This window comes from Klebsiella sp. TF21-TM, assembly GCF_019753495.1.
GTDB classification, from domain to species: Bacteria; Pseudomonadota; Gammaproteobacteria; order Enterobacterales; family Enterobacteriaceae; genus Klebsiella; species Klebsiella quasipneumoniae.
Genome location: NZ_JAIJYL010000002.1, coordinates 243,015 through 261,846, shown reverse-complemented (window position 1 = coordinate 261,846; position 18,832 = coordinate 243,015). Strand labels below are relative to the sequence as shown.

20 protein-coding genes are annotated in these 18,832 nt (G+C 60.6%); 11 read left to right on the top strand and 9 right to left on the bottom strand.

Translation table 11 applies throughout. From position 1 onward, the window contains the following. Nucleotides 1-4 precede the first annotated feature (4 nt). The 5 genes from K5R89_RS03165 (at nt 5) to K5R89_RS03145 (ending at nt 4,689) form a co-directional block, all read left to right on the top strand. A complete protein-coding gene (locus K5R89_RS03165) occupies nt 5-889 on the top strand; it encodes a dihydrodipicolinate synthase family protein (protein WP_217259162.1) in 885 nt (294 codons plus the stop codon). A gap of 76 nt (nt 890-965) precedes the next feature. Further along, nucleotides 966-2,375, top strand: coding sequence for a sodium:solute symporter family protein (locus tag K5R89_RS03160; protein WP_023289627.1), 1,410 nt, complete (start codon nt 966-968; stop codon nt 2,373-2,375). Between the two features lie 3 nt (nt 2,376-2,378). Continuing rightward, nucleotides 2,379-3,545 carry an exo-alpha-sialidase gene (locus K5R89_RS03155; RefSeq protein ID WP_060590754.1) on the top strand — a complete coding sequence of 389 codons (1,167 nt, stop codon included), beginning with the start codon at nt 2,379-2,381 and terminating at the stop codon, nt 3,543-3,545. Beyond that, entirely contained in the window at nt 3,542-4,015 is a 474-nt protein-coding gene (locus tag K5R89_RS03150) for a YhcH/YjgK/YiaL family protein (protein ID WP_048297479.1), read from the top strand. The genes K5R89_RS03155 and K5R89_RS03150 overlap by 4 nt, the downstream gene beginning before the upstream one ends. Continuing rightward, complete coding sequence (locus K5R89_RS03145; RefSeq protein WP_023289624.1) at nt 4,012-4,689, top strand: SDR family NAD(P)-dependent oxidoreductase; 678 nt, start codon at nt 4,012-4,014, stop codon at nt 4,687-4,689. Before K5R89_RS03150 ends, K5R89_RS03145 begins: the two co-directional genes overlap by 4 nt. A gap of 50 nt (nt 4,690-4,739) precedes the next feature. Here K5R89_RS03145 and K5R89_RS03140 read toward each other — a convergent pair whose 3' ends face one another. Beyond that, nucleotides 4,740-5,531: a PhzF family phenazine biosynthesis protein gene (locus K5R89_RS03140; protein ID WP_023289623.1), complete on the bottom strand. Its 792-nt coding sequence runs from the start codon at nt 5,529-5,531 to the stop codon at nt 4,740-4,742. Between the two features lie 201 nt (nt 5,532-5,732). Here K5R89_RS03140 and K5R89_RS03135 point away from each other — a divergent pair, with 201 nt between their 5' ends. Next, the gene (locus tag K5R89_RS03135; RefSeq protein WP_032452773.1) at nt 5,733-6,932 is read left to right on the top strand and encodes a sugar transporter; all 1,200 of its coding nucleotides are present in this window, start codon (nt 5,733-5,735) and stop codon (nt 6,930-6,932) included. A gap of 68 nt (nt 6,933-7,000) precedes the next feature. Here the strand turns inward: K5R89_RS03135 and K5R89_RS03130 are convergent, their stop codons facing one another. Then, nucleotides 7,001-7,669, bottom strand: a complete 669-nt coding sequence (locus tag K5R89_RS03130) for a MarC family NAAT transporter (protein WP_004205969.1) — start codon at nt 7,667-7,669, stop codon at nt 7,001-7,003. Nucleotides 7,670-7,930: 261 nt separating this feature from the next. Here K5R89_RS03130 and marR point away from each other — a divergent pair, with 261 nt between their 5' ends. The 3 genes from marR to marB are packed head-to-tail and all read left to right on the top strand — an operon-like array spanning nt 7,931 to nt 9,019. Continuing rightward, nucleotides 7,931-8,365 (top strand): multiple antibiotic resistance transcriptional regulator MarR, encoded by a 435-nt coding sequence (gene marR, locus K5R89_RS03125; protein WP_004143563.1) that lies wholly within the window; start codon nt 7,931-7,933, stop codon nt 8,363-8,365. A gap of 20 nt (nt 8,366-8,385) precedes the next feature. Continuing rightward, a complete protein-coding gene (gene marA, locus K5R89_RS03120; protein WP_004205971.1) occupies nt 8,386-8,766 on the top strand; it encodes an MDR efflux pump AcrAB transcriptional activator MarA in 381 nt (126 codons plus the stop codon). 34 nt (nt 8,767-8,800) lie between these two features. Then, complete coding sequence (gene marB, locus K5R89_RS03115; RefSeq protein WP_048297476.1) at nt 8,801-9,019, top strand: multiple antibiotic resistance protein MarB; 219 nt, start codon at nt 8,801-8,803, stop codon at nt 9,017-9,019. Between the two features lie 48 nt (nt 9,020-9,067). On the opposite strand, the gene eamA is transcribed toward marB, so the two are convergent. Next, nucleotides 9,068-9,967 (bottom strand): O-acetylserine/cysteine exporter, encoded by a 900-nt coding sequence (gene eamA, locus K5R89_RS03110; RefSeq protein ID WP_217259163.1) that lies wholly within the window; start codon nt 9,965-9,967, stop codon nt 9,068-9,070. Between the two features lie 194 nt (nt 9,968-10,161). On the opposite strand from eamA, the gene ydeE reads away from it, so the two are divergent. Continuing rightward, complete coding sequence (gene ydeE, locus K5R89_RS03105; protein ID WP_023289619.1) at nt 10,162-11,358, top strand: efflux MFS transporter YdeE; 1,197 nt, start codon at nt 10,162-10,164, stop codon at nt 11,356-11,358. 129 nt (nt 11,359-11,487) lie between these two features. Continuing rightward, entirely contained in the window at nt 11,488-11,970 is a 483-nt protein-coding gene (locus K5R89_RS03100) for a helix-turn-helix domain-containing protein (RefSeq protein WP_064157637.1), read from the top strand. Between the two features lie 33 nt (nt 11,971-12,003). Here the strand turns inward: K5R89_RS03100 and urtE are convergent, their stop codons facing one another. The 6 genes from urtE to K5R89_RS03070 form a co-directional block, all read right to left on the bottom strand. Continuing rightward, a complete protein-coding gene (urtE, locus tag K5R89_RS03095; RefSeq protein WP_023289617.1) occupies nt 12,004-12,702 on the bottom strand; it encodes an urea ABC transporter ATP-binding subunit UrtE in 699 nt (232 codons plus the stop codon). 9 nt (nt 12,703-12,711) lie between these two features. Continuing rightward, nucleotides 12,712-13,509: an urea ABC transporter ATP-binding protein UrtD gene (urtD, locus tag K5R89_RS03090; protein WP_023289616.1), complete on the bottom strand. Its 798-nt coding sequence runs from the start codon at nt 13,507-13,509 to the stop codon at nt 12,712-12,714. Further along, nucleotides 13,509-14,582, bottom strand: a complete 1,074-nt coding sequence (gene urtC / locus K5R89_RS03085) for an urea ABC transporter permease subunit UrtC (protein ID WP_217259164.1) — start codon at nt 14,580-14,582, stop codon at nt 13,509-13,511. The genes urtD and urtC overlap by 1 nt, the downstream gene beginning before the upstream one ends. Next, the gene (urtB, locus tag K5R89_RS03080; RefSeq protein ID WP_217259165.1) at nt 14,582-16,156 is read right to left on the bottom strand and encodes an urea ABC transporter permease subunit UrtB; all 1,575 of its coding nucleotides are present in this window, start codon (nt 16,154-16,156) and stop codon (nt 14,582-14,584) included. Before urtB ends, urtC begins: the two co-directional genes overlap by 1 nt. Nucleotides 16,157-16,217: 61 nt before the next feature. After that, a complete protein-coding gene (gene urtA, locus K5R89_RS03075) occupies nt 16,218-17,489 on the bottom strand; it encodes an urea ABC transporter substrate-binding protein (RefSeq protein ID WP_004205981.1) in 1,272 nt (423 codons plus the stop codon). Nucleotides 17,490-17,659: 170 nt separating this feature from the next. Beyond that, entirely contained in the window at nt 17,660-18,763 is a 1,104-nt protein-coding gene (locus K5R89_RS03070; protein ID WP_217259166.1) for a cobalamin-independent methionine synthase II family protein, read from the bottom strand. Between the last annotated feature and the right edge of the window lie 69 nt (nt 18,764-18,832).

Sequence of the window (18,832 nt, the reverse complement as noted above, 5' to 3'; positions counted from 1 at the left end):
TCAAATGAGGAGAGCCATTAGCGGCGTACTCACCGCCATCGTTACCCCCTTTACCACCGAGGGAGCCCTTAACCTGCCAGCGCTGCAGCAGCAGGTGCAGCGCCAGATCGCCGCGGGCAACGGCATATTCTGCGGCGGCACCAACGGCGAGTTTTTTGTCCTCAATGAGGAAGAGAAGATCGCCGTCGCCAGAACCTGCGTGGAGGCGGCCGCCGGTCGCGCGCCGGTGGTAGCCCACATCGGGGAGGTTTCCACCCGGGAGACCCGCCGGCTGGGCCAGCAGATCGCCCGCCTCGGGGTTGACGCGGTATCGGCCATCACCCCGTGGTTCGTGCCCCTGAAGCAGGAAGAGTTGATAAACCACTATACGGCGATCGCCGACGCGCTGAGCGTCCCGCTCTTTCTTTACAACATTCCCGCCCGCACCGGTAACACCCTTGCGCCGGAGACAGCGCGTAAGCTGGCGCAGCACGACAATATCATTGGCATCAAGGATAGCGCCGGCAGCTACGACAGTCTGAAAGGCTTTCTTGACGCGGTACGCGACATTGACGGTTTCGACGTTCTCAACGGCCCGGACTCGCTTATCCATCAGGGGTTTGTCGACGGCTGCTCAGCCTGCATCTCGGGGCTTGCCAACGTCGCGCCTGCCGAGATCAACGCTATCTGGTCGCTGTTCCATGCTGGAGATATCGCCAGATCGCGCCAGGCGCAGGAGCGGGTAACGGGCCTGCGCACCGACCTGTACAACGTAGCGTTCTCACCCGCGGCGGTGAAAAAAGCGCTGCAGCTGATGGGCCATGAGGTGGGCGACAGCCGCTACGCGGTGCAGTTTAGTGACCAGCAGCTGCAGGAAATACGCGGCATCATTGCCCGTTATTTAGCGTAATACCCGCTGCGTTTCGTAAATAAAACAGACCGGGTACCGCCGTACCCAGGATTCGTACGCCCAGAGAGAGGCTAAGATGAATCATTTTACCGCTGAAGATACCTTTATTATTGTCGGCATTGTCATTGCCTATATTCTGTTTACCACCTGGCTGACATTCCGTATTCGTAGTAAGAATTCCGGGGATTTTATGGAAGGCTCGCGCGCCATGCCGGCCTTTATTGTCGGTATATTACTGATGTCGGAATATATTGGTGCCAAATCAACCATCGGTACCGCTCAGGCCGCCTTTGAGAGCGGAATTGCCGCCTCATGGTCCGTGCTGGGGGCGGCCATCGGCTTCCCGCTGTTCGGTTTGATTCTGGTAAAGCGCATCTATAACACCGGGAAAATCACCATATCCGGGGCTATCGCTGAGAAATATGGCACCAGTACCAAAAATATTATCTCCCTGATCATGATTTATGCGCTGTTGCTGGTTAACGTGGGCAACTACGTCAGCGGCGCCGCGGCTATTTCCACCGTCTTAAAAGTCAACTTACCCGTGGCCGCCTTTATTACCGCCATCGTCAGTACCTTCTATTTCGCCTTCGGCGGCATGAAAGGCGTCGCCTGGGTCACCATGTTACACAGCGCGTTAAAATACGCTGGTCTGCTGATCATTCTGGGTTTTGCTCTATCCAAAACCGGCGGCTTCACGCCGATGATTGAGAAGATGCCGGATTACTACTGGACGTGGGATGGCAACATTGGCGCTGGCACTATCTTCGCCTGGCTTATCGGCACTATCGGCTCCATCTTCTGCACCCAGTTTGTTATCCAGGCGATCAGCTCCACCAAAGACGTCCGGTCAGCAAAGCGCTCCACGTGGATCGCCTTCTTTTTCTGCCTGCCCATCGCCCTTGCCATCGCCATCATCGGCGTGGCGGCGAAGTATCTGCATCCGGAAATCAACAGCCTGTACGCCCTGCCGGTATTTCTGCAGGACATGAATCCCTGGCTGGCGGGACTCGTGACAACGTCACTTGTGGCCTCGATATTCGTCAGCGTAAGTACCGTTGCTCTGGCCATTGCCTCGCTGGTGGTGAAAGATTTCTACGTACCATGGCGTAACCCAACTCCGGACCAGGAGTTCAGAGCCACGCGCTGGGCATCGTTAATTATCGGCTTCCTGCCGCTGATCTTTGTGCTGCTGGTGCCGGAAGTGCTGAAACTCTCCTTCTTCACCCGCGCCATCCGCCTGTCCATTACCGTAGTAGCGGTCATCGCCTTCTATGCACCCTTCTTCAGGAGCACCCGCGGCGCCAATGCCGGTCTGATCGGCGCCTGCGTGGTGACCTCCGTCTGGTATTTACTTGGCGATCCGTTCGGCATCAATAACATGTATGTCGCCCTGGCGACCCCGGCGATCATCATGGTCATCGATCGCCTGATCCCGAATAAATCACAATCATCCCCTGCCCCTGTTGAGCAACGTGGAGTCTAAAACATGTCCGCAATTCCTTCTTTCGACGGCGTCATTCGCCAGCACCAGCAAGATGAACATATCGCATGGGCGATGCTCCCCAGCGCCTGCCCGCAAAATCATGCCGCCAACCTGCTTCAGCTGGAAGATGGCAGCCTGATGTGCGTCTGGTTCGGCGGCTCCCAGGAGGGGAAAGCCGACATTTCGATCTGGGGTTCGCGGTTAGCCCCCGGCAGCGATCGCTGGAGCGAAGCGGTTAAGCTCTCCGACGATCCTGACCGCTCGGAACAAAATCCGGTGCTGTTTCAGGCGCCGGACCAGGTAGTGTGGCTGTTATGGACGGCGCAATTCGCCGGCAACCAGGATACCGCCATTGTGCGCTACCGCCAGTCACACGACGGCGGGCAAAGCTGGGGACCCATCGATACCCTGTTGGATCAGCCCGGTACCTTTATTCGCCAGCCGATTAGCGTCATGCCTGACGGCAGCTGGCTGCTGCCGGTGTTTTACTGCCGCACTGCACCCGGCGAGAAATGGGTGGGTAACAATGACGTCAGCGCGGTGAAGATCTCCTCCGACGGCGGCAGAAGCTGGCGCGACGTGGCGGTCCCGGAGAGTCTTGGCTGCGTCCATATGAGCATCACCGCGCATCCCGACGGCGGACTGGCGGCCTTCTTTCGCAGTCGCTGGGCGGATCACATCTGGTTCAGCCGCTCCAGCGACCAGGGTGAAAGCTGGTCTGCGCCGGTGCCAACGACGCTGCCGAACAACAACTCGTCCATTCAGGCGACGACTCTCGACAATGGCGAACTGGCGCTGGTGTTTAATAATATGAGCGCCGCCGGGGCCACCGAACGCCGAGCCTCACTGTACGATGAAATTGCGGATGACGATGGCCGTAAGGAGCCGGAAACAACCGGAAAAAGCGCCTTCTGGGGCGCGCCCCGCGCGCCGATGACGGTGGCGATCTCGCCTGACGGCGGCAAAAGCTGGCCGTGGCTGCGTAATCTTGACGAGGGCGACGGCTACTGCATGACCAATAATTCGGAGCAGAAGCTGAACCGGGAGTTCTCCTACCCCAGCATCAAACAGGGAACAGACGGTAATTTGCATATCGCCTACACCTGGTACCGTCAGGCGATCAAGTATGTTCGCGTTTCGCCACAGTGGGTGAAAGGAGAAAGCGCATGATTATCGGTACCCTGCAGGCGCTGCACCAGGCTGGTCTGCCGCCGGCGTTAAAGCAGCTTTTGAGCAGCGAGGCCTGTTCGCTGGCCGCCCTGAGCGCCAGAGAGGATGGCCGCTTCCAGCCCGACGGCGCGCCGTGGTTCTGCACCCTCGGCGTGGCGCAAACCCAGCCTGCGGCCGAGCGGCATACGGAATATCATCGCCAGTGGGCGGATATTCAGGTCATCCTGGCCGGCGAGGAGCGGATCCAGGCGGGCATGGCTGCCGTGATGCGCCCGCAGGATAATGAGCTTAAGCCCGACCTCTATCTCTGTCAGCCGGCCCCGGAGAGTGTCTCTATTCTGCTGCGTCCCGGCGACTTCGCGGTCTTTTACCCCGGCGAACCGCACCAGGCGCTGTGTGCGGTTTCGACGCCAGCGCCGGTCAGAAAGGCGGTATTCAAGATACCGGCAGCGATGCTGGAGGCGCAATGAAGCGGGCCATAGTCACCGGGGCCAGCTCCGGGATCGGCGCCGCGGTGGTGAGGCAATTGCTGGAGGACGGCTGGCAGGTGGTCGGCATGAGCCGTTCGCTGCCGCCCTTCTCACAGCCGAACTTTCGCCATCTGGAGGTCGATGTCAGCCAACGCAGCGCGCTGCTGGCGGCGCTGGAACAGATTGAGCCACCTCAGGCCATCATCCACGCCGCGGGTTCGATGACCGCCGCGCCCCTGGGCAATCTTGATCCACTGCGCGGCGAGTCGCTGTGGCGTTTACATGTCGACGCGGCCCAAACGCTGGTCAATCACTTCGCCCCGGCCATGGAGCCGGGCGGGAGGATTGTTCTGCTGGGAAGCCGTACATCACGAGGCGCAGCGGGTCGTTCCCAGTATACGGCCACCAAAGCCGCGCTGGTCGCCCTTGCCAGAAGCTGGGCGGCAGAGCTGGCGCCCGCAGGGGTGACGGTCAACGTGGTGGCGCCCGGGGCAACCGATACGCCGATGCTCCATCAGCCTGGCAGGGAAAGCTCTCCGCCGCGGCTGCCGCCGCTGGGGCGGCTCATTACCCCGCAGGAGGTGGTCTCGCTGATAAGCTGGTTATTGAGTGAGGGCGCATCGGCGATGACCGGACAGGAGCTGGTGATGTGCGGTGGCGCCTCCCTTGCCTGATGACGCACGCCGCGCCGTCCCCGGACAACGGAACGACGCGGCGGTGAGGATTAACGTAAATAGACAGTCCCGCGCAGATAGGTGGTGGCCTGGCCGCCGATCAGCACCCGGTCGCCCTGCCACTGGCAGCGCAGATCCCCGCCGCGGGCGGAGACCTGGCGCGCCATCATGGTGGTTTTCCCCAGCTTGTCGCCCCACCAGGGGATCAGCATGCTGTGGGCGGAGCCGGTCACCGGATCCTCCGGCACCCCTTCTCCCGGGCAGAAGAAGCGGCTGACAAAGTCATATTCCTCATCCGGCGCGCTAACGCAGATCATTTTGCCGAGCGTCTGCAGGCGCGCCATGTCCGGTTGCACCGCTTCAACCTGCCGGCGATCCGCCAGCAGCACCAGATAATCGCGCCCTTCCCGTACCTCGACGGCCGCCTCGAGGCCCAGCCCGGCCAGCAGGTCCGCCGGCGGATTGGCCACCGGGGTGGTCGTCCACGCCGGGAAGTCGAGCGTCAGCCAGTCGCCGCTGCGGGTCACCCGCAGGTCGCCGACAAAACGGGTGCTAAAGGTAATCGTCGCCGAGGGATGGTCGAGATATTCAAAAATAACGTGCGCCGTCGCCAGGGTGGCGTGGCCGCAGAGGTTGATCTCGCCAAGGGTGGTAAACCAGCGCAACTCATAGCCTTCGTCGGTGCGGACGAAGAACGCCGTTTCGGACTGGTTATGCTGTTGGGCCATTTTCAGCAGCACATCGTCGGCTAACCACTCGCTGAGGGGGCAAACGGCCGCGGCATTGCCGCCGAAGTTTTTATCGCTGAAGGCATCGACCAGATAAAATTGTATTTCCTGCATACACTGTCCTTATTTTTTTTACTTTCCTTCAACATGACATAAAAGCGCCCCCCTGACACTATCCATAGCAAAATTAATTGCTTAACCGCACCTGGGCGCTTGCAGTGAAATGAGATGCAGATCACAAAATGATTGTCTTTTCGCCAGCAAACGTTTTAAGATCAGCGTCACATCTTCCCCTGAATCACCAGTCCAGAGCTTATGACTACGAATACGGTCTCACGCAAGGTAGCGTGGCTACGTGTCGTGACGTTGGCCATCGCCGCGTTTATTTTTAACACCACAGAATTTGCCCCGGTCGGTCTGCTGTCGGATATTGCCGACAGCTTCGGCATGGAAACCGCCCAGGTGGGCATGATGCTGACCATCTACGCATGGGTGGTGGCGTTAATGTCGCTGCCGTTTATGCTGCTGACCAGCAAAGTGGAGCGTCGGCGGTTGCTCATCGGCCTGTTTATTCTGTTTATCGCCAGCCATGTGCTGTCGTTCTTTGCATGGAATTTTGACGTGCTGGTCATCAGCCGCATCGGCATCGCCTTCGCCCATGCGGTGTTCTGGTCGATAACGTCGGCGCTGGCCATCCGCATGGCGCCTCCGGGCAAACGGGCGCAGGCGCTGAGCCTGATCGCCACCGGTACCGCACTGGCGATGGTGTTTGGCATTCCGATCGGCCGCATCATCGGCCAGTATTTTGGCTGGCGGATGACCTTCCTGGCGATCGGCCTCGGCGCCTTAGCCACTCTGGCCTGCCTGGTGAAACTGCTGCCGACGCTGCCGAGCGAACACTCAGGCTCGCTGAAAAGCCTGCCGGTGCTGTTCCGTCGCCCGGCGTTGGTCAGCGTGTACATTCTGACCGTGGTGGTGGTGACCGCCCATTATACCGCCTACAGCTATATCGAACCCTTCGTCCAGACGGTGGCGGGTCTGAGCGGCAATTTTGCCACCGTACTGCTGCTGATCCTCGGCGGGGCCGGGATTATCGGCAGCATTCTGTTCGGCAAGCTCGGTAACCAGCACGCTTCGGGGCTGATAAGCCTCGCCATCGGCCTGCTGCTGGCCTGTCTGCTGCTGCTTTTGCCGGCCTCGCATAACCCGCACCACCTGATGCTGCTCAGCATCTTCTGGGGGGTGGCGATCATGATTATCGGTCTCGGCATGCAGGTGAAAGTGCTGGCCTCCGCCCCGGACGCCACCGACGTCGCCATGTCGCTGTTCTCGGGCATCTTTAACATCGGCATTGGCGCCGGCGCGCTGGTGGGCAGCCAGGTGAGTCTGCACCTCTCTATGGCCTCCATCGGCTACATCGGCGCCATCCCGGCGCTGGCAGGCCTGATCTGGGCCCTGCTGATCTTCCGTCGCTGGCCGGTATCGCTGGAAGAGCACCAGCCGCACCACTCTTGATTGAGCCGCAAAAAAAAGCCCGTCGGTATCGTTCCGGCGGGCTTTTGTCTCTCTGCGCATCACCGCGGTCAGGGATGCCAGGTCGAAATGATCTCCAGCACGCCGTTAATAATGAACTGCACGCCCATGCAGACCAGCAGGAAGCCCATCAGCCGCGAAATGGCCTCAATGCCGCCTTTGCCTACCAGACGCATAATCGCCCCCGAACTGCGCAGGCAACCCCAGAGAATGATCGCCAACAGGGCAAAGATAATCGGCGGCGCCGCCAGCACCACCCACTCCGGGAAGTCCACGCCGTGCTTCACGGTTGAGGCGGAACTGATGATCATCGCGATGGTGCCCGGACCGGCGGTGCTTGGCATCGCCAGCGGCACAAAGGCGATATTGGCGGTTGGCTCATCCTGTAGCTCTTCCGATTTGATCTTCGCTTCCATCGAATCGTGGGCTTTTTGCTGGGGGAACAGCATGCGGAAACCGATAAAGGCCACAATCAACCCCCCGGCGATACGCAGCCCAGGTATTGATATGCCGAATGTATTCATCACCACCTGGCCGGCATACCACGACACCATCAGGATGGCGAAGACATACACCGAAGCCATCAACGCCTGTTTGTTCCGCTCGGCGTTGTTCATATTGCCCGCCAGGCCAAGGAACAGCGCCACGGTAGTCAGCGGATTCGCCAGCGGTAACAGCACCGCCAGGCCGAGCCCTATCGCTTTAAACAAATCAAACATAGTTAAAAAAAGCCCCGTAAATATTGATTTTTTAAGGATGGTTTCACGCCGTGAGTATACCGGCTTCAACAATTCCAACGCCAGCCTGCTGATAAATCACCTTCGCCAAAAATTAACAAGCGTTAGAAAATTCACAAACAGTGACCCGTGTCGAATTTTCTTGTTTTAGCAAATCGTGGCATCGGCCAATTCATAATGTTGACTTATGATTGCCTGGGCAATAGTATCACTCGCAACTAAATCATTGCCTGGGCAACCATCATGAAAAGTACCAGCGACCTGTTCAACGAGATGATCCCGCTGGGCCGCTTGATCCAGATGGTTAACCAGAAAAAAGATCGCCTGCTCAACGACTACCTCTCACCCATGGATATTACCGCGACCCAGTTCCGGGTGCTCTGTTCCATTCGTTGCGAGGTATGTATTACCCCCGTTGAGCTGAAAACCGTGCTTTCCGTCGACCCGGGCGCGATGACGCGTATGCTCGACCGCCTGGCGTGTAAAGGCTGGATTGAACGGTTACCCAACCCCGCTGACAAGCGTGGCGTGCTGGTGCAGTTGACGCCAGACGGCGCAGCCCTTTGCGAGCAGTGTCATCAGGTTGTGGGTCAGAAGTTACACCAGGAGTTAACAAAAAATCTGTCGGCGGACGAAGTCGCCATGCTTGAGCAACTCCTCAAGAAGGTCCTGCCGTAAAAATAAGAAGAGGTAAGATGATGTCCAGACGTAATAATGACGCCATCACTATCCATAGTATTTTGTCGTGGATCGAGGATAACCTGGAATCGCCCCTGTCGCTGGAAAAAGTGTCTGAGCGCTCAGGTTACTCCAAGTGGCACCTGCAACGTATGTTTAAGAAAGAGACCGGCCATTCCCTCGGCCAGTACATCCGCAGCCGTAAGCTGACGGAGATTGCGCAAAAGCTCAAGCAGAGCAATGAGCCAATCCTGTACCTGGCGGAACGCTACGGTTTCGAATCGCAGCAGACCCTGACGCGAACGTTTAAAAACTATTTCGATGTTCCGCCCCACAAATATCGCATAACGAATGTACCTGGCGAATCCCGCTATCTGCATCCGCTAAATAACTGTTGTTAATCGCCTGCATTATTAAAGACGTATTGAGGAAATCATGAAACTATTCGCTGCCGCAGCCATCGTCGTTCTGTCGCTGGCATCCAGCTTCAGCTATGCGGAGCAAACCACCACGCCGGTGCGGCAAAACCAGCGTGACACAATGATTATCCCTTCGGAACATAACGACTCGCCGTTTGATTTCAATCATATGGCGGCCGGCAATGATAAATCTGACGAACTTGGCGTGCCGTACTACCAGCAGCACGACCTGTGATGCCATTACACGCATACTTGTGTATAGCCCCGTCTCCGGGGCTTTTTTTTACCCGCGCGCCATGCCCGGCCGCACCAGACGCAGACCGAAAACGTTGATATAGAGCCCGGCCATGATCAGCGCCGCCCCGGCGAGCTGCAGTCCGCTCAGCGTCTCTCCCAGCAGCAGCGCGGCGCTGGCCATCCCCACCACCGGCACCAGCAGCGACAGCGGCGCCACCCGCCAGGTTTCATACCGCCCCAGCAGCGAGCCCCAGATACCGTATCCGACGATAGTGGCGATAAACGCCAGGTAAAGCAGCGAGAGAACCGTCAGCACATCGATCTGGCGCAGACTCGCCAGCATCAGCTGCGGGCCATCGATCAGCCACGAGGCGAGCATAAACGGCAGCACCGGGATCAATGCGCTCCACACCACCAGCGACATGATCGGCGGCCGGGTCGCCTGGGACATGATTTTTTTGTTAAAAATATTGCCGCAGGCCCAGCTGAGCGCCGCTGCCAGGGTCAGCATAAAGCCCACCAGCGGGACATGTTCCCCACCGAGGCTCCCCTCCACCAGCACCAACACGCCGAAGATCGCCAGGGCGATCCCCGCCAGCTGCTTGCCCTGCAAGCGTTCGCCAAAGACGAAGGCGCCGAGAATGATGGTAAAGAAGGCTTGCGCCTGCAGAACCAGCGACGCCAGCCCCGCCGGCATGCCCAGGCCGATAGCGCAGAACAGAAAGGCAAACTGGCCAAAGCTGATGGTCAGGCCATAGCCCAACAGCAGGCGCAGCGGAATAGCTGGCCGGGCGACAAACAGCAGCGCCGGAAAGGCCACCAGCATAAAGCGCAGGCCCGCCAGCATCAGCGGCGGCATATTGTGCAATCCCAGCTTAATCACCACGAAGTTAAGCCCCCACACCACCACTACCAGCAGCGTCAGCAGTCCATCTTTCCTCGTCATACCCCTGCCTCTGTCGTTATTAGAATTTTGTGAACAAAATCAAAGTAGCGAAAAAGCGGCCGCCAGGATAGATCATTATTTTTGGCAGGTTCAGAAGTGCCGATCGCGACCGGGGCGACCTGTACAAGGCGTGATGACCGTGTTATTTGTGATCGAAGACATAAAATTATAACAACATGACAGGCAAGGAAATCATGATCACCACACTCCGGCGCTCCACCATCGCGCTGCTGGCATCGTCGTTACTGTTGACTATCGGCCGCGGGGCCACACTACCGTTTATGACCATCTACCTCACCCGACGCTATCAGCTGGAGGTGGATGTGATCGGCTACGCCCTGTCGCTGGCCCTGGTGGTCGGCGTGCTGTTCAGCATGGGCTTTGGCATCCTCGCGGACAAGTTCGACAAAAAGCGCTATATGGTGTGGTCAGTGCTGGTATTTATCCTCGGTTTCAGCGCGATACCGCTGGTCCATAACGCGACCCTGGTGGTGATCTTCTTTGCGCTGATCAACTGCGCCTATTCGGTCTTTTCCACCGTACTGAAAGCCTGGTTCGCCGACCGGCTGACGGCGGAGAAAAAAGCGCGCATCTTCTCGCTGAACTACACCATCCTCAACATCGGCTGGACCGTCGGGCCGCCTATCGGCACGCTGCTGGTGATGCACAGCATCAATCTGCCCTTCTGGCTGGCGGCGGCCTGCGCCGCCTTCCCGCTGGTGTTTATTCAGCTATTTCTCCAGCGGGATGGGGCCGCCGCCGCCCAGCCGGGAGCTGCCGCCTGGACGCCTTCGGTGCTGCTGCGCGACCGCGCGCTGCTGTGGTTTACCTGTTCCGGGCTGCTGGCCTCCTTCGTCGGTGGCGCCTTTGCCTCCTGTATCTCGCAGTACGTGCTGGTGGTCGCCAGCAGCGACTTCGCCGAGAAAGTCGTGGCCGTGGTGCTGCCGGTTAACGCCGCGGTGGTCGTCGCCCTGCAGTACGCCGTTGGCCGGCGGCTGAGCGCGAGAAATATCCGCCCGCTGATGACCTTCGGTACCGTCTGCTTTGTGATCGGCCTCGTGGGCTTTATGTTCTCCGGCGCCAGCCTGTGGGCGTGGGGGATCTCGGCGGCGATCTTCACCCTTGGCGAGGTGATTTATGCCCCCGGCGAGTATATGCTGATTGACCATATCGCCCCGCCGGGAATGAAGGCCAGCTACTTCTCCGCTCAGTCGCTGGGATGGCTGGGCGCGGCCTTCAACCCGATGTTCACCGGGTTGATCCTCACCCATCTGCCGCACTGGTCGCTGTTTGTCATTCTTATCGCGGCCATTGTCGCCGCCTGGCTGATGATTTTCCGGGGGATGAATGCCCGTCCCTGGCAGCCGGATTCTCCGCTGGCCAGGGCCTGACGCCAGCTGACATGCGGCTGTCAGGTTGCTGTCGGGCCGTTGTCGGGTCGCTGTCGTGGTGGCTGACGGCCCGCTTTTCCATACTCCATCACAGGTTTACATCCGCAGAACGTCATGGAGCATATGAATATGAACAGCATCAATCAGGTCAAACAATTACGGCTGCAGCGCGCCTGGTCCCAGGAACAGCTGGCCGAAATGGCGGGGCTCAGCGTCCGCACGATCCAGCGCATTGAGAATGGCGAACGCCCGGGGCTGGAGACCCTCAGCGCCCTCGCCGCGGTCTTTGAGGTGACGGTGGCCGAGATCGGCGGCGAAGCCTCGCGGGAGGGCGCGCCGGGTCCGCAAGCTTCGCTGGATCTGCGTATAGAGGAAGCGAAAGCGCGGGTGCAGCAGGAGAGTCGCTTTTTTCGTTCGCTGTCGGTGGCGCTGGTGGTCTGCGTGCTGCTGGCGGTGCTCAACCGGTACACGAACCCGCAGGACTACTGGTCCGGCTGGGTCGCCCTGATCTGGGGCGCTCTGCTGGTGGTGAGAGGATTACGTCTGTTCGTCTTTGGCGAATGGATCAAAAACTGGCGCCAGGCGCGCCTGCAGCGGCTGCTGCGTAAATAGCATGGAAACCGGCGGGGCGCGCCGCCGGCCCGATCAGATAGTCACCAGGGCGCGCACGCCGTCGGTTTCCATATCTCCGCCCTTTCCCTGCTGGACGATGGCGCCGCGCGACATCACCAGGTAGTGGTCCGCCAGCCCGGCGGCAAAGTCATAGAATTGCTCCACCAGCAGAATGGCCATATCCCCGCGGCTCGCCAGTTGACGGATCACCTCGCCAATCTCTTTGATGACCGAGGGCTGGATCCCCTCGGTGGGCTCATCGAGGATCAGCAGCTGCGGACGGCTGGCCAGCGCGCGGCCGATCGCCAGCTGCTGCTGCTGACCGCCGGATAAGTCACCGCCCCGCCGCTGCTTCATGGTCTTGAGCACCGGGAAAAGCTGGTAAATCTCCTCCGGCACCTGCTGCGCCTCGCGGGCGGGAAAGCGCGACAGCCCCATCAGCAGATTTTCTTCCACCGTCAGGCGAGGAAAAATCTCGCGTCCCTGGGGGACGTAGGCCACCCCGGCCTGCACCCGCTGGTGCGGTTTACGGTGGGTGATGTTCTGATCCTGCCAGCGCACCTCGCCGCTGCGCGCCGGAATAAGCCCCATCAGACATTTCAGCAACGTGGTCTTACCGACGCCGTTGCGCCCCAGCAGGCAGGTGACCTCGCCCTGACGGGCGGTAAAATCCACCCCGCGCAAGATGTGGCTCCCGCCGTAGTACTGATGTAACTGACTCACCTGTAACATTGGCGCTCCTTAACGTCCCAGATAAACTTCAATGACCTGCTCATTGGCCTGCACCTCCCGCAGCGACCCCTCCGCCAGCACCTGGCCCTGATGCAGGACCGTCACCCGGTCGGCGATGGTCTCGACAAACCCCATGTCGTGCTCCACCACCATCAGGGAGTGCTGTCCGGCCAGCGTGCGAAACAGCTCCGCGGTATATTCGGTTTCCGCATCGGTCATGCCGGCCGCTGGCTCATCAAGCAGCAGCAGATGCGGTTCCTGCACCAGCAGCATGCCGATCTCAAGAAACTGTTTCTGGCCATGGGACAGCAGACCCGCCTGGCGGTAGCGTTCGCCGTCGAGGCGTAGCAGGCGCAGCACCTCATTCAGCCGATCGTCCTGTTCGCTGCTCAGCCGGGCGCGCAGGCTGGCCCACACCGATTTATCCCCCTTCATCGCCAGGGCGAGATTTTCCGCCACCGTCAGCGCTTCGAAGACCGTCGGCTTTTGAAACTTGCGCCCGATACCCTGGCGGGCGATGGCTACCGGGTCGAGAGTGGTCAGATCCACCGACTGGTCATAGATCGCTTTGCCGCTCTGCGGCCGGGTTTTGCCGGTGATCACGTCCATCAGGGTGGTCTTGCCCGCGCCGTTGGGGCCGATCACGCAGCGCAGCTCGCCGACGCCTATCGCCAGCGACAGATCCGTCAGCGCCCGGAAACCGTCAAAGCTGACGTTAATGTTCTCCAGCTGCAGTACCGGGTCGGTTTGCGCACGGAAGCGATCTCCGGGCAGCTGGCGGGTAAACAGTCCTTCATCCGGTTGCATTAGCGGTCTCCTCGACGCAGCAGACCCATCACCCCGCGGGGTAGAAACAGGGTCACGATAATGAAGATGAGGCCAAGAAACAGCTGCCAGTACTCCGGCATCGCCACGGTGAAAATGCTTTTCGCGCCATTGACCAGCCCGGCGCCAAGCACCGGGCCGATCAGGGTGCCGCGCCCGCCGAGCGCCACCCAGATGGCGGCCTCGATGGAGTTGGTCGGCGACATTTCGCTGGGGTTGATGATCCCCACCTGCGGGACGTATAACGCCCCCGCCAGGCCGCAGAGCACCGCCGACAGCGTCCACACCAGCAGCTTGAAGCCGCGCGGGTCGTACCCGCAGAACATCAGGCGATTCTCGGCATCCCGCACTGCGGTGAGGATGCGGCCAAACTTACTCTGCGCCAGCGCCGAGCCCAGCCACAGGGTCAGCAACAGCAGCAGGACCGTGGCCATAAACAGCGCCGCCCGGGTGCCGGTGGCGGTGACCGGAAAGCCCAGCAGCGTGGTAAATCCGGTGAAGCCGTTGTTACCGCCAAACCCGGTCTCGTTGCGAAAGAACAGCAGCATACCGGCATAGGTCAAGGCCTGGGTCATGATCGAGAAATAGACCCCTTTGATCTTCGAGCGGAAGGCGAACCAGCCGAAAACCAGCGCCAGCAGGCCGGGAACCAGCACCACCAGCGCCATCGCCCAGGCGAAATGCTGCGTGCCCCACCAGAACCAGGGCAGCTCGTCCCAGGAGAGAAAAGACATGAACGCCGGCAGACCGTCCCCCGCCGCCTGGCGCATCAGGTACATGCCCATGGCGTACCCGCCGAGGGCAAAGAAAATCCCGTGGCCAAGGGATAGCATACCCGCGTAGCCCCAGACCAGATCCAGCGCCACCGCCACGATGGCGTAGCAGAGGATTTTGCCGCTCAGAGTCAGCAGCCAGCTCGGCACCGCCAGCGGATGGGAGGCCGGCAGCAGCGCCAGGAATGGCATGCTCAGCAGCCCCAGCACTAACAGGACCCCCAGCCAGCGCAGAGGCCGCGGCGCGCGCTGCGCCAGCGTTAAGGTAATGGGTTGGCTCATCAGTCAATCACCCTCCCTTTCAACGCGAACAGGCCCTGCGGGCGTTTCTGAATAAACAGAATAATCATCACCAGGATCAGGATCTTGCCCAGCACCGCGCCCATCTGAGGTTCAAGAATTTTGTTGAAAATGCCCAGCCCAAAGGCTGCCGCCACGCTGCCGGCCAGCTGGCCGACGCCGCCCAGGACCACCACCAGGAACGAGTCGATGATATAGCCCTGACCCAGCTCCGGGCCGACGTTGCCAAGCTGCGACAGCGCCACGCCGCCCAGCCCGGCAATACCGGATCCGAGACCAAAGGCCAGCATATCCACCCGCCCGGTAGGCACGCCGCAGCAGGCGGCCATCGCCCGGTTCTGCGTCACGGCGCGGACGTTCATTCCGAGGCGGGTGCGGTTCAGGATGAGCCAGGTGAAGCACAGCACCAGCAGGACGAACGCCAGCACCGCCAGCCGGTTCCACGGCAGGATCAGGTTCGGCAGGACCTGCACGCCGCCGGAGAGCCAGGCGGGGTTCGCCACCTCCACGTTCTGCGCGCCGAACAGCATCCGCACCAGCTGAATAAGCATCAGGCTGATCCCCCAGGTGGCGAGCAGCGTCTCCAGCGGCCGACCATACAGATGACGAATAATGGTGCGCTCGAGCGCCATGCCGATCCCGGCGGTGACCAGGAAGGCCACCGGCAGCGCGACCAGCGGATAAAAGGCCAGCCACTGCGGCGCGAGCTGCGCCAGGACCTGCTGTACCAGCCAGCAGCTGTAGGCGCCGATCATCAGCATCTCGCCATGGGCCATGTTAATCACCCCCAGCAGGCCGTAGGTGATCGCCAGCCCCAGCGCGGCCAGCAGCAGCACCGAGCCCAGCGACAGCCCCATAAAGGCCTGACCCAGCAGATCGCCGAGCAGCAGACGATGTTTGATCTTTTGCAGGCTGTCGCTGGCCGCCTCGCGCACCGCCGCATCCGGCTCATGCTGGGCATCGGTAAAGGGGATCAGCAGCGCCTGGGTTTCCGGGTCCGCGGAATGGCCGAGCAGCGTCACCGCGGCCAGCCGCGCGCTGGCCTCAGGCTGAGTCAACTGCAGGCGCGCCAGCGCCACCTCCAGCAGGCCCCGCACATTATCATCGCTTTCCGCCTTCAGCCGCTGCTGCAGCAGAGCGGCCATGGCCGGGGTCGCTTCCCGCTGCAGGGTGCGCGCCGCGGACGTTCGCTCTGTGACGTTGTCACTTAAAATAAGATGGCTGGCCAGCGCGCCGGCAGCCAGATTGCGCAGGCGGTTGGTCAGACGGACCGGCCGGGTGTCGCCCTGCGGCGCGGCGGCGGCGCCCAGCGGTTGTAAGCCGCCCTGTCGGGCGCGGAAGGCATGTTTTCCGTCGTCCATCACCAGGCTCTCGCTGGTTAACGCCCGCAGCAACGGCAGGCGATCCGCCTGCGGCGCTGCCGCCCACTGGGTCAACAGCTGCGCCTGCTGGCTGCGGCTGGCGGCGACGAAATCATCCGCCTCCGCAGCCTGCGCCCGCCATGGCAGCAAGCTCAGCAGCAGCGCCAACGCACTCATGAGACGCAATGCGTTCATGTCGTTCTCCTCTGGTCAGCGGCCGACGGGCGCGACGCTCCCGCCCCGTCGGCCCTGGCGCTTACTGGCTGACGGTTTTCACCGGATGGTCAGGTTTCTTATCATTACCGGGGATCCACGGGCTCCACGGCTGCGCGCGGACGGGCTCATCGGTCTGCCAGACCACATTGAACTGGCCGTTGCCTTCGATTTCACCGATCATCACCGGCTTATGCAGATGGTGGTTGGTGGCATCCATCGTCAGGGTAAAACCGGACGGCGCTTTAAAGGTTTGCCCGGCCATGGCGTCGCGCACTTTGTCCACGTCGGTGGTGCCGGCTTTGGTCACCGCCTGCGCCCACATATGCAGACCCACCCAGGTCGCCTCCATCGGGTCGTTGGTCACCACCGTATCGGCATTCGGCAGCTTGTGCGCTTTGGCGTAAGCGCGATAGTCGGCGACAAAGGCTTTATTGGTCGGGTTATCGACCGACTCAAAGTAGTTCCATGCCGCGAGGTTGCCGACCAGCGGTTTGGTATCGATGCCGCGCAGCTCCTCTTCCCCCACCGAGAAGGCCACCACCGGCACGTCGGTCGCTTTCAGACCCTGGTTAGCCAGCTCTTTGTAGAAAGGCACGTTGGAATCGCCGTTGATGGTGGAGACCACCGCCGTTTTGCCACCGGCGGAGAATTTTTTGATATTGGCGACGATGGTCTGGTAATCGCTATAGCCGAACGGGGTGTAGACTTCTTCGATATCTTTGTCCTGGATCCCTTTGGCATGCAGGAAGGCGCGAAGGATCTTGTTGGTGGTGCGCGGATAGACGTAGTCGGTTCCCAGCAGGAAGAAGCGTTTGGCGCCGCCGCCGTCCTCGCTCAGCAGGTATTCCACCGCCGGGATGGCCTGCTGGTTAGGCGCCGCGCCGGTATAGAAGACGTTGGGGGACATCTCTTCCCCTTCGTACTGTACCGGGTAGAACAGCAGGCCGTTCAGCTCCTCAAACACCGGTAGCACCGATTTACGCGAGACCGAGGTCCAGCAGCCGAACACCACCGCCACCTTGTCCTGGGCCAGCAGCTGGCGCGCCTTCTCGGCGAACAGCGGCCAGTTGGAGGCCGGGTCGACCACTACCGGCTCCAGCTTCTTGCCCAGCACCCCGCCTTTGGCGTTGATGTCGTCGATGGCCATCAGGGCGACGTCCTTCAGCGGCGTTTCGGAAATCGCCATCGTCCCGGAGAGCGAATGCATAATCCCGACTTTAATGGTGTCGGCGGCATAGGCCTGGAATGAGAGACCCATAGCCATTACAGAGGCGGAGAGTGCAAAAGCTTTTAATAACGTTCTTCGTTGCATGATTCACTCCTGAGTAGCGCAAAAATAAAGAATTAACAGCTAACCAGAGGTGATAAGGCAAAAACGGTGCCAGGTTGTGAGAACAGCGGGATGCGGCGCAGGCGGAGGGCGCAGACGAAGGAGATGGCAGCGTTGCCTCATCACGGTGCAACGCTGCGCTAAGAAAGGCATTACCAGACGTCGGCGGCGATGGCGGTCACCAGGCGAACTTTTTGCCACTGCTGGTCTTCGCTGAGGGCGTTACCCTCTTCCGTGGAGGCGAAACCGCACTGCGGACTCAGGCAGATCTGCTCAAGCGGAACATACTGCGCCGCCTCGGCGAGACGCGCTTTGACCCCCTGCGGGTTCTCCAGCTCGCCGTTTTTGGTGGTGATCAACCCGAGGACCACCTGCTGATGGCCGGGACGAATAAAGCGCAGCGGCGCGAAATCCCCGGAGCGGTCGTTGTCATATTCGAGGAAGAAGGCATCGACATTGACGCCGCCAAACAGCACCTCGGCCACCGGCTCGTAACCGCCCTCCGAGATCCAGGTTGAGCGGAAATTACCCCGGCAGACGTGGAGGCCCACCGTCAGATCGGCCGGTTTGCCCTCCAGCGCCTGGTTCAGCACCCGGGCATAAATGCGCGCCAGCGCATCCGGATCGTCGCCGCGCTCGCGCACCTGCTGACGCTGGGCATCGGAGCACAGATAGGCCCAGACGGTATCGTCCAGCTGCAGATAGCGACAGCCGGCGTCATAAAAGGCGCGGATCGCGTCGCGCCAGGTGGTGGCCAGGTCGTCGAAGTAGTCGCTGAGATCCGGGTAAACGGTGGCATCAATATCTTTCCGACCGCCGCGGAAGTGCAGCACGCTCGGGCTGGGAATGGTCATCTTCGGCTGCGCGTCGCCGCTGATGCTTTTCAGATAGCGGAAATCCTCCAGCATCGGGTGGTCGCCGAACGCCAGCTTGCCGGTAACGCGCACGCCGTGGGCTTTGGTCTGCACGCCGCTGAACTGGATCCCCTGCTCGGCATCGTAACGCTCAACGCCCTGCAGGCCGTCGAAGAAATCGAAATGCCACCATGCGCGACGAAACTCGCCGTCGGTGACCACGTGCAGGCCGCAGTCGCACTGCTGCTGGACCAGATGACGGATAGCGTTATTCTCAATTTCGCGCAGCTGACCGGCGTCGATCAGCCCCTCCGCCAGCTGCTGACGCGCCTGTTTGATACTGTCCGGACGCAAAAAACTGCCGACGATGTCTGCGCGGAACGGGGCCTGTTGACGTTGCATGCTGTCTCCTTAGCGGTGGGCGCGTTAGTTGCCCACCGTGATAGTTCATTATTTGAATTTTTAGACTTC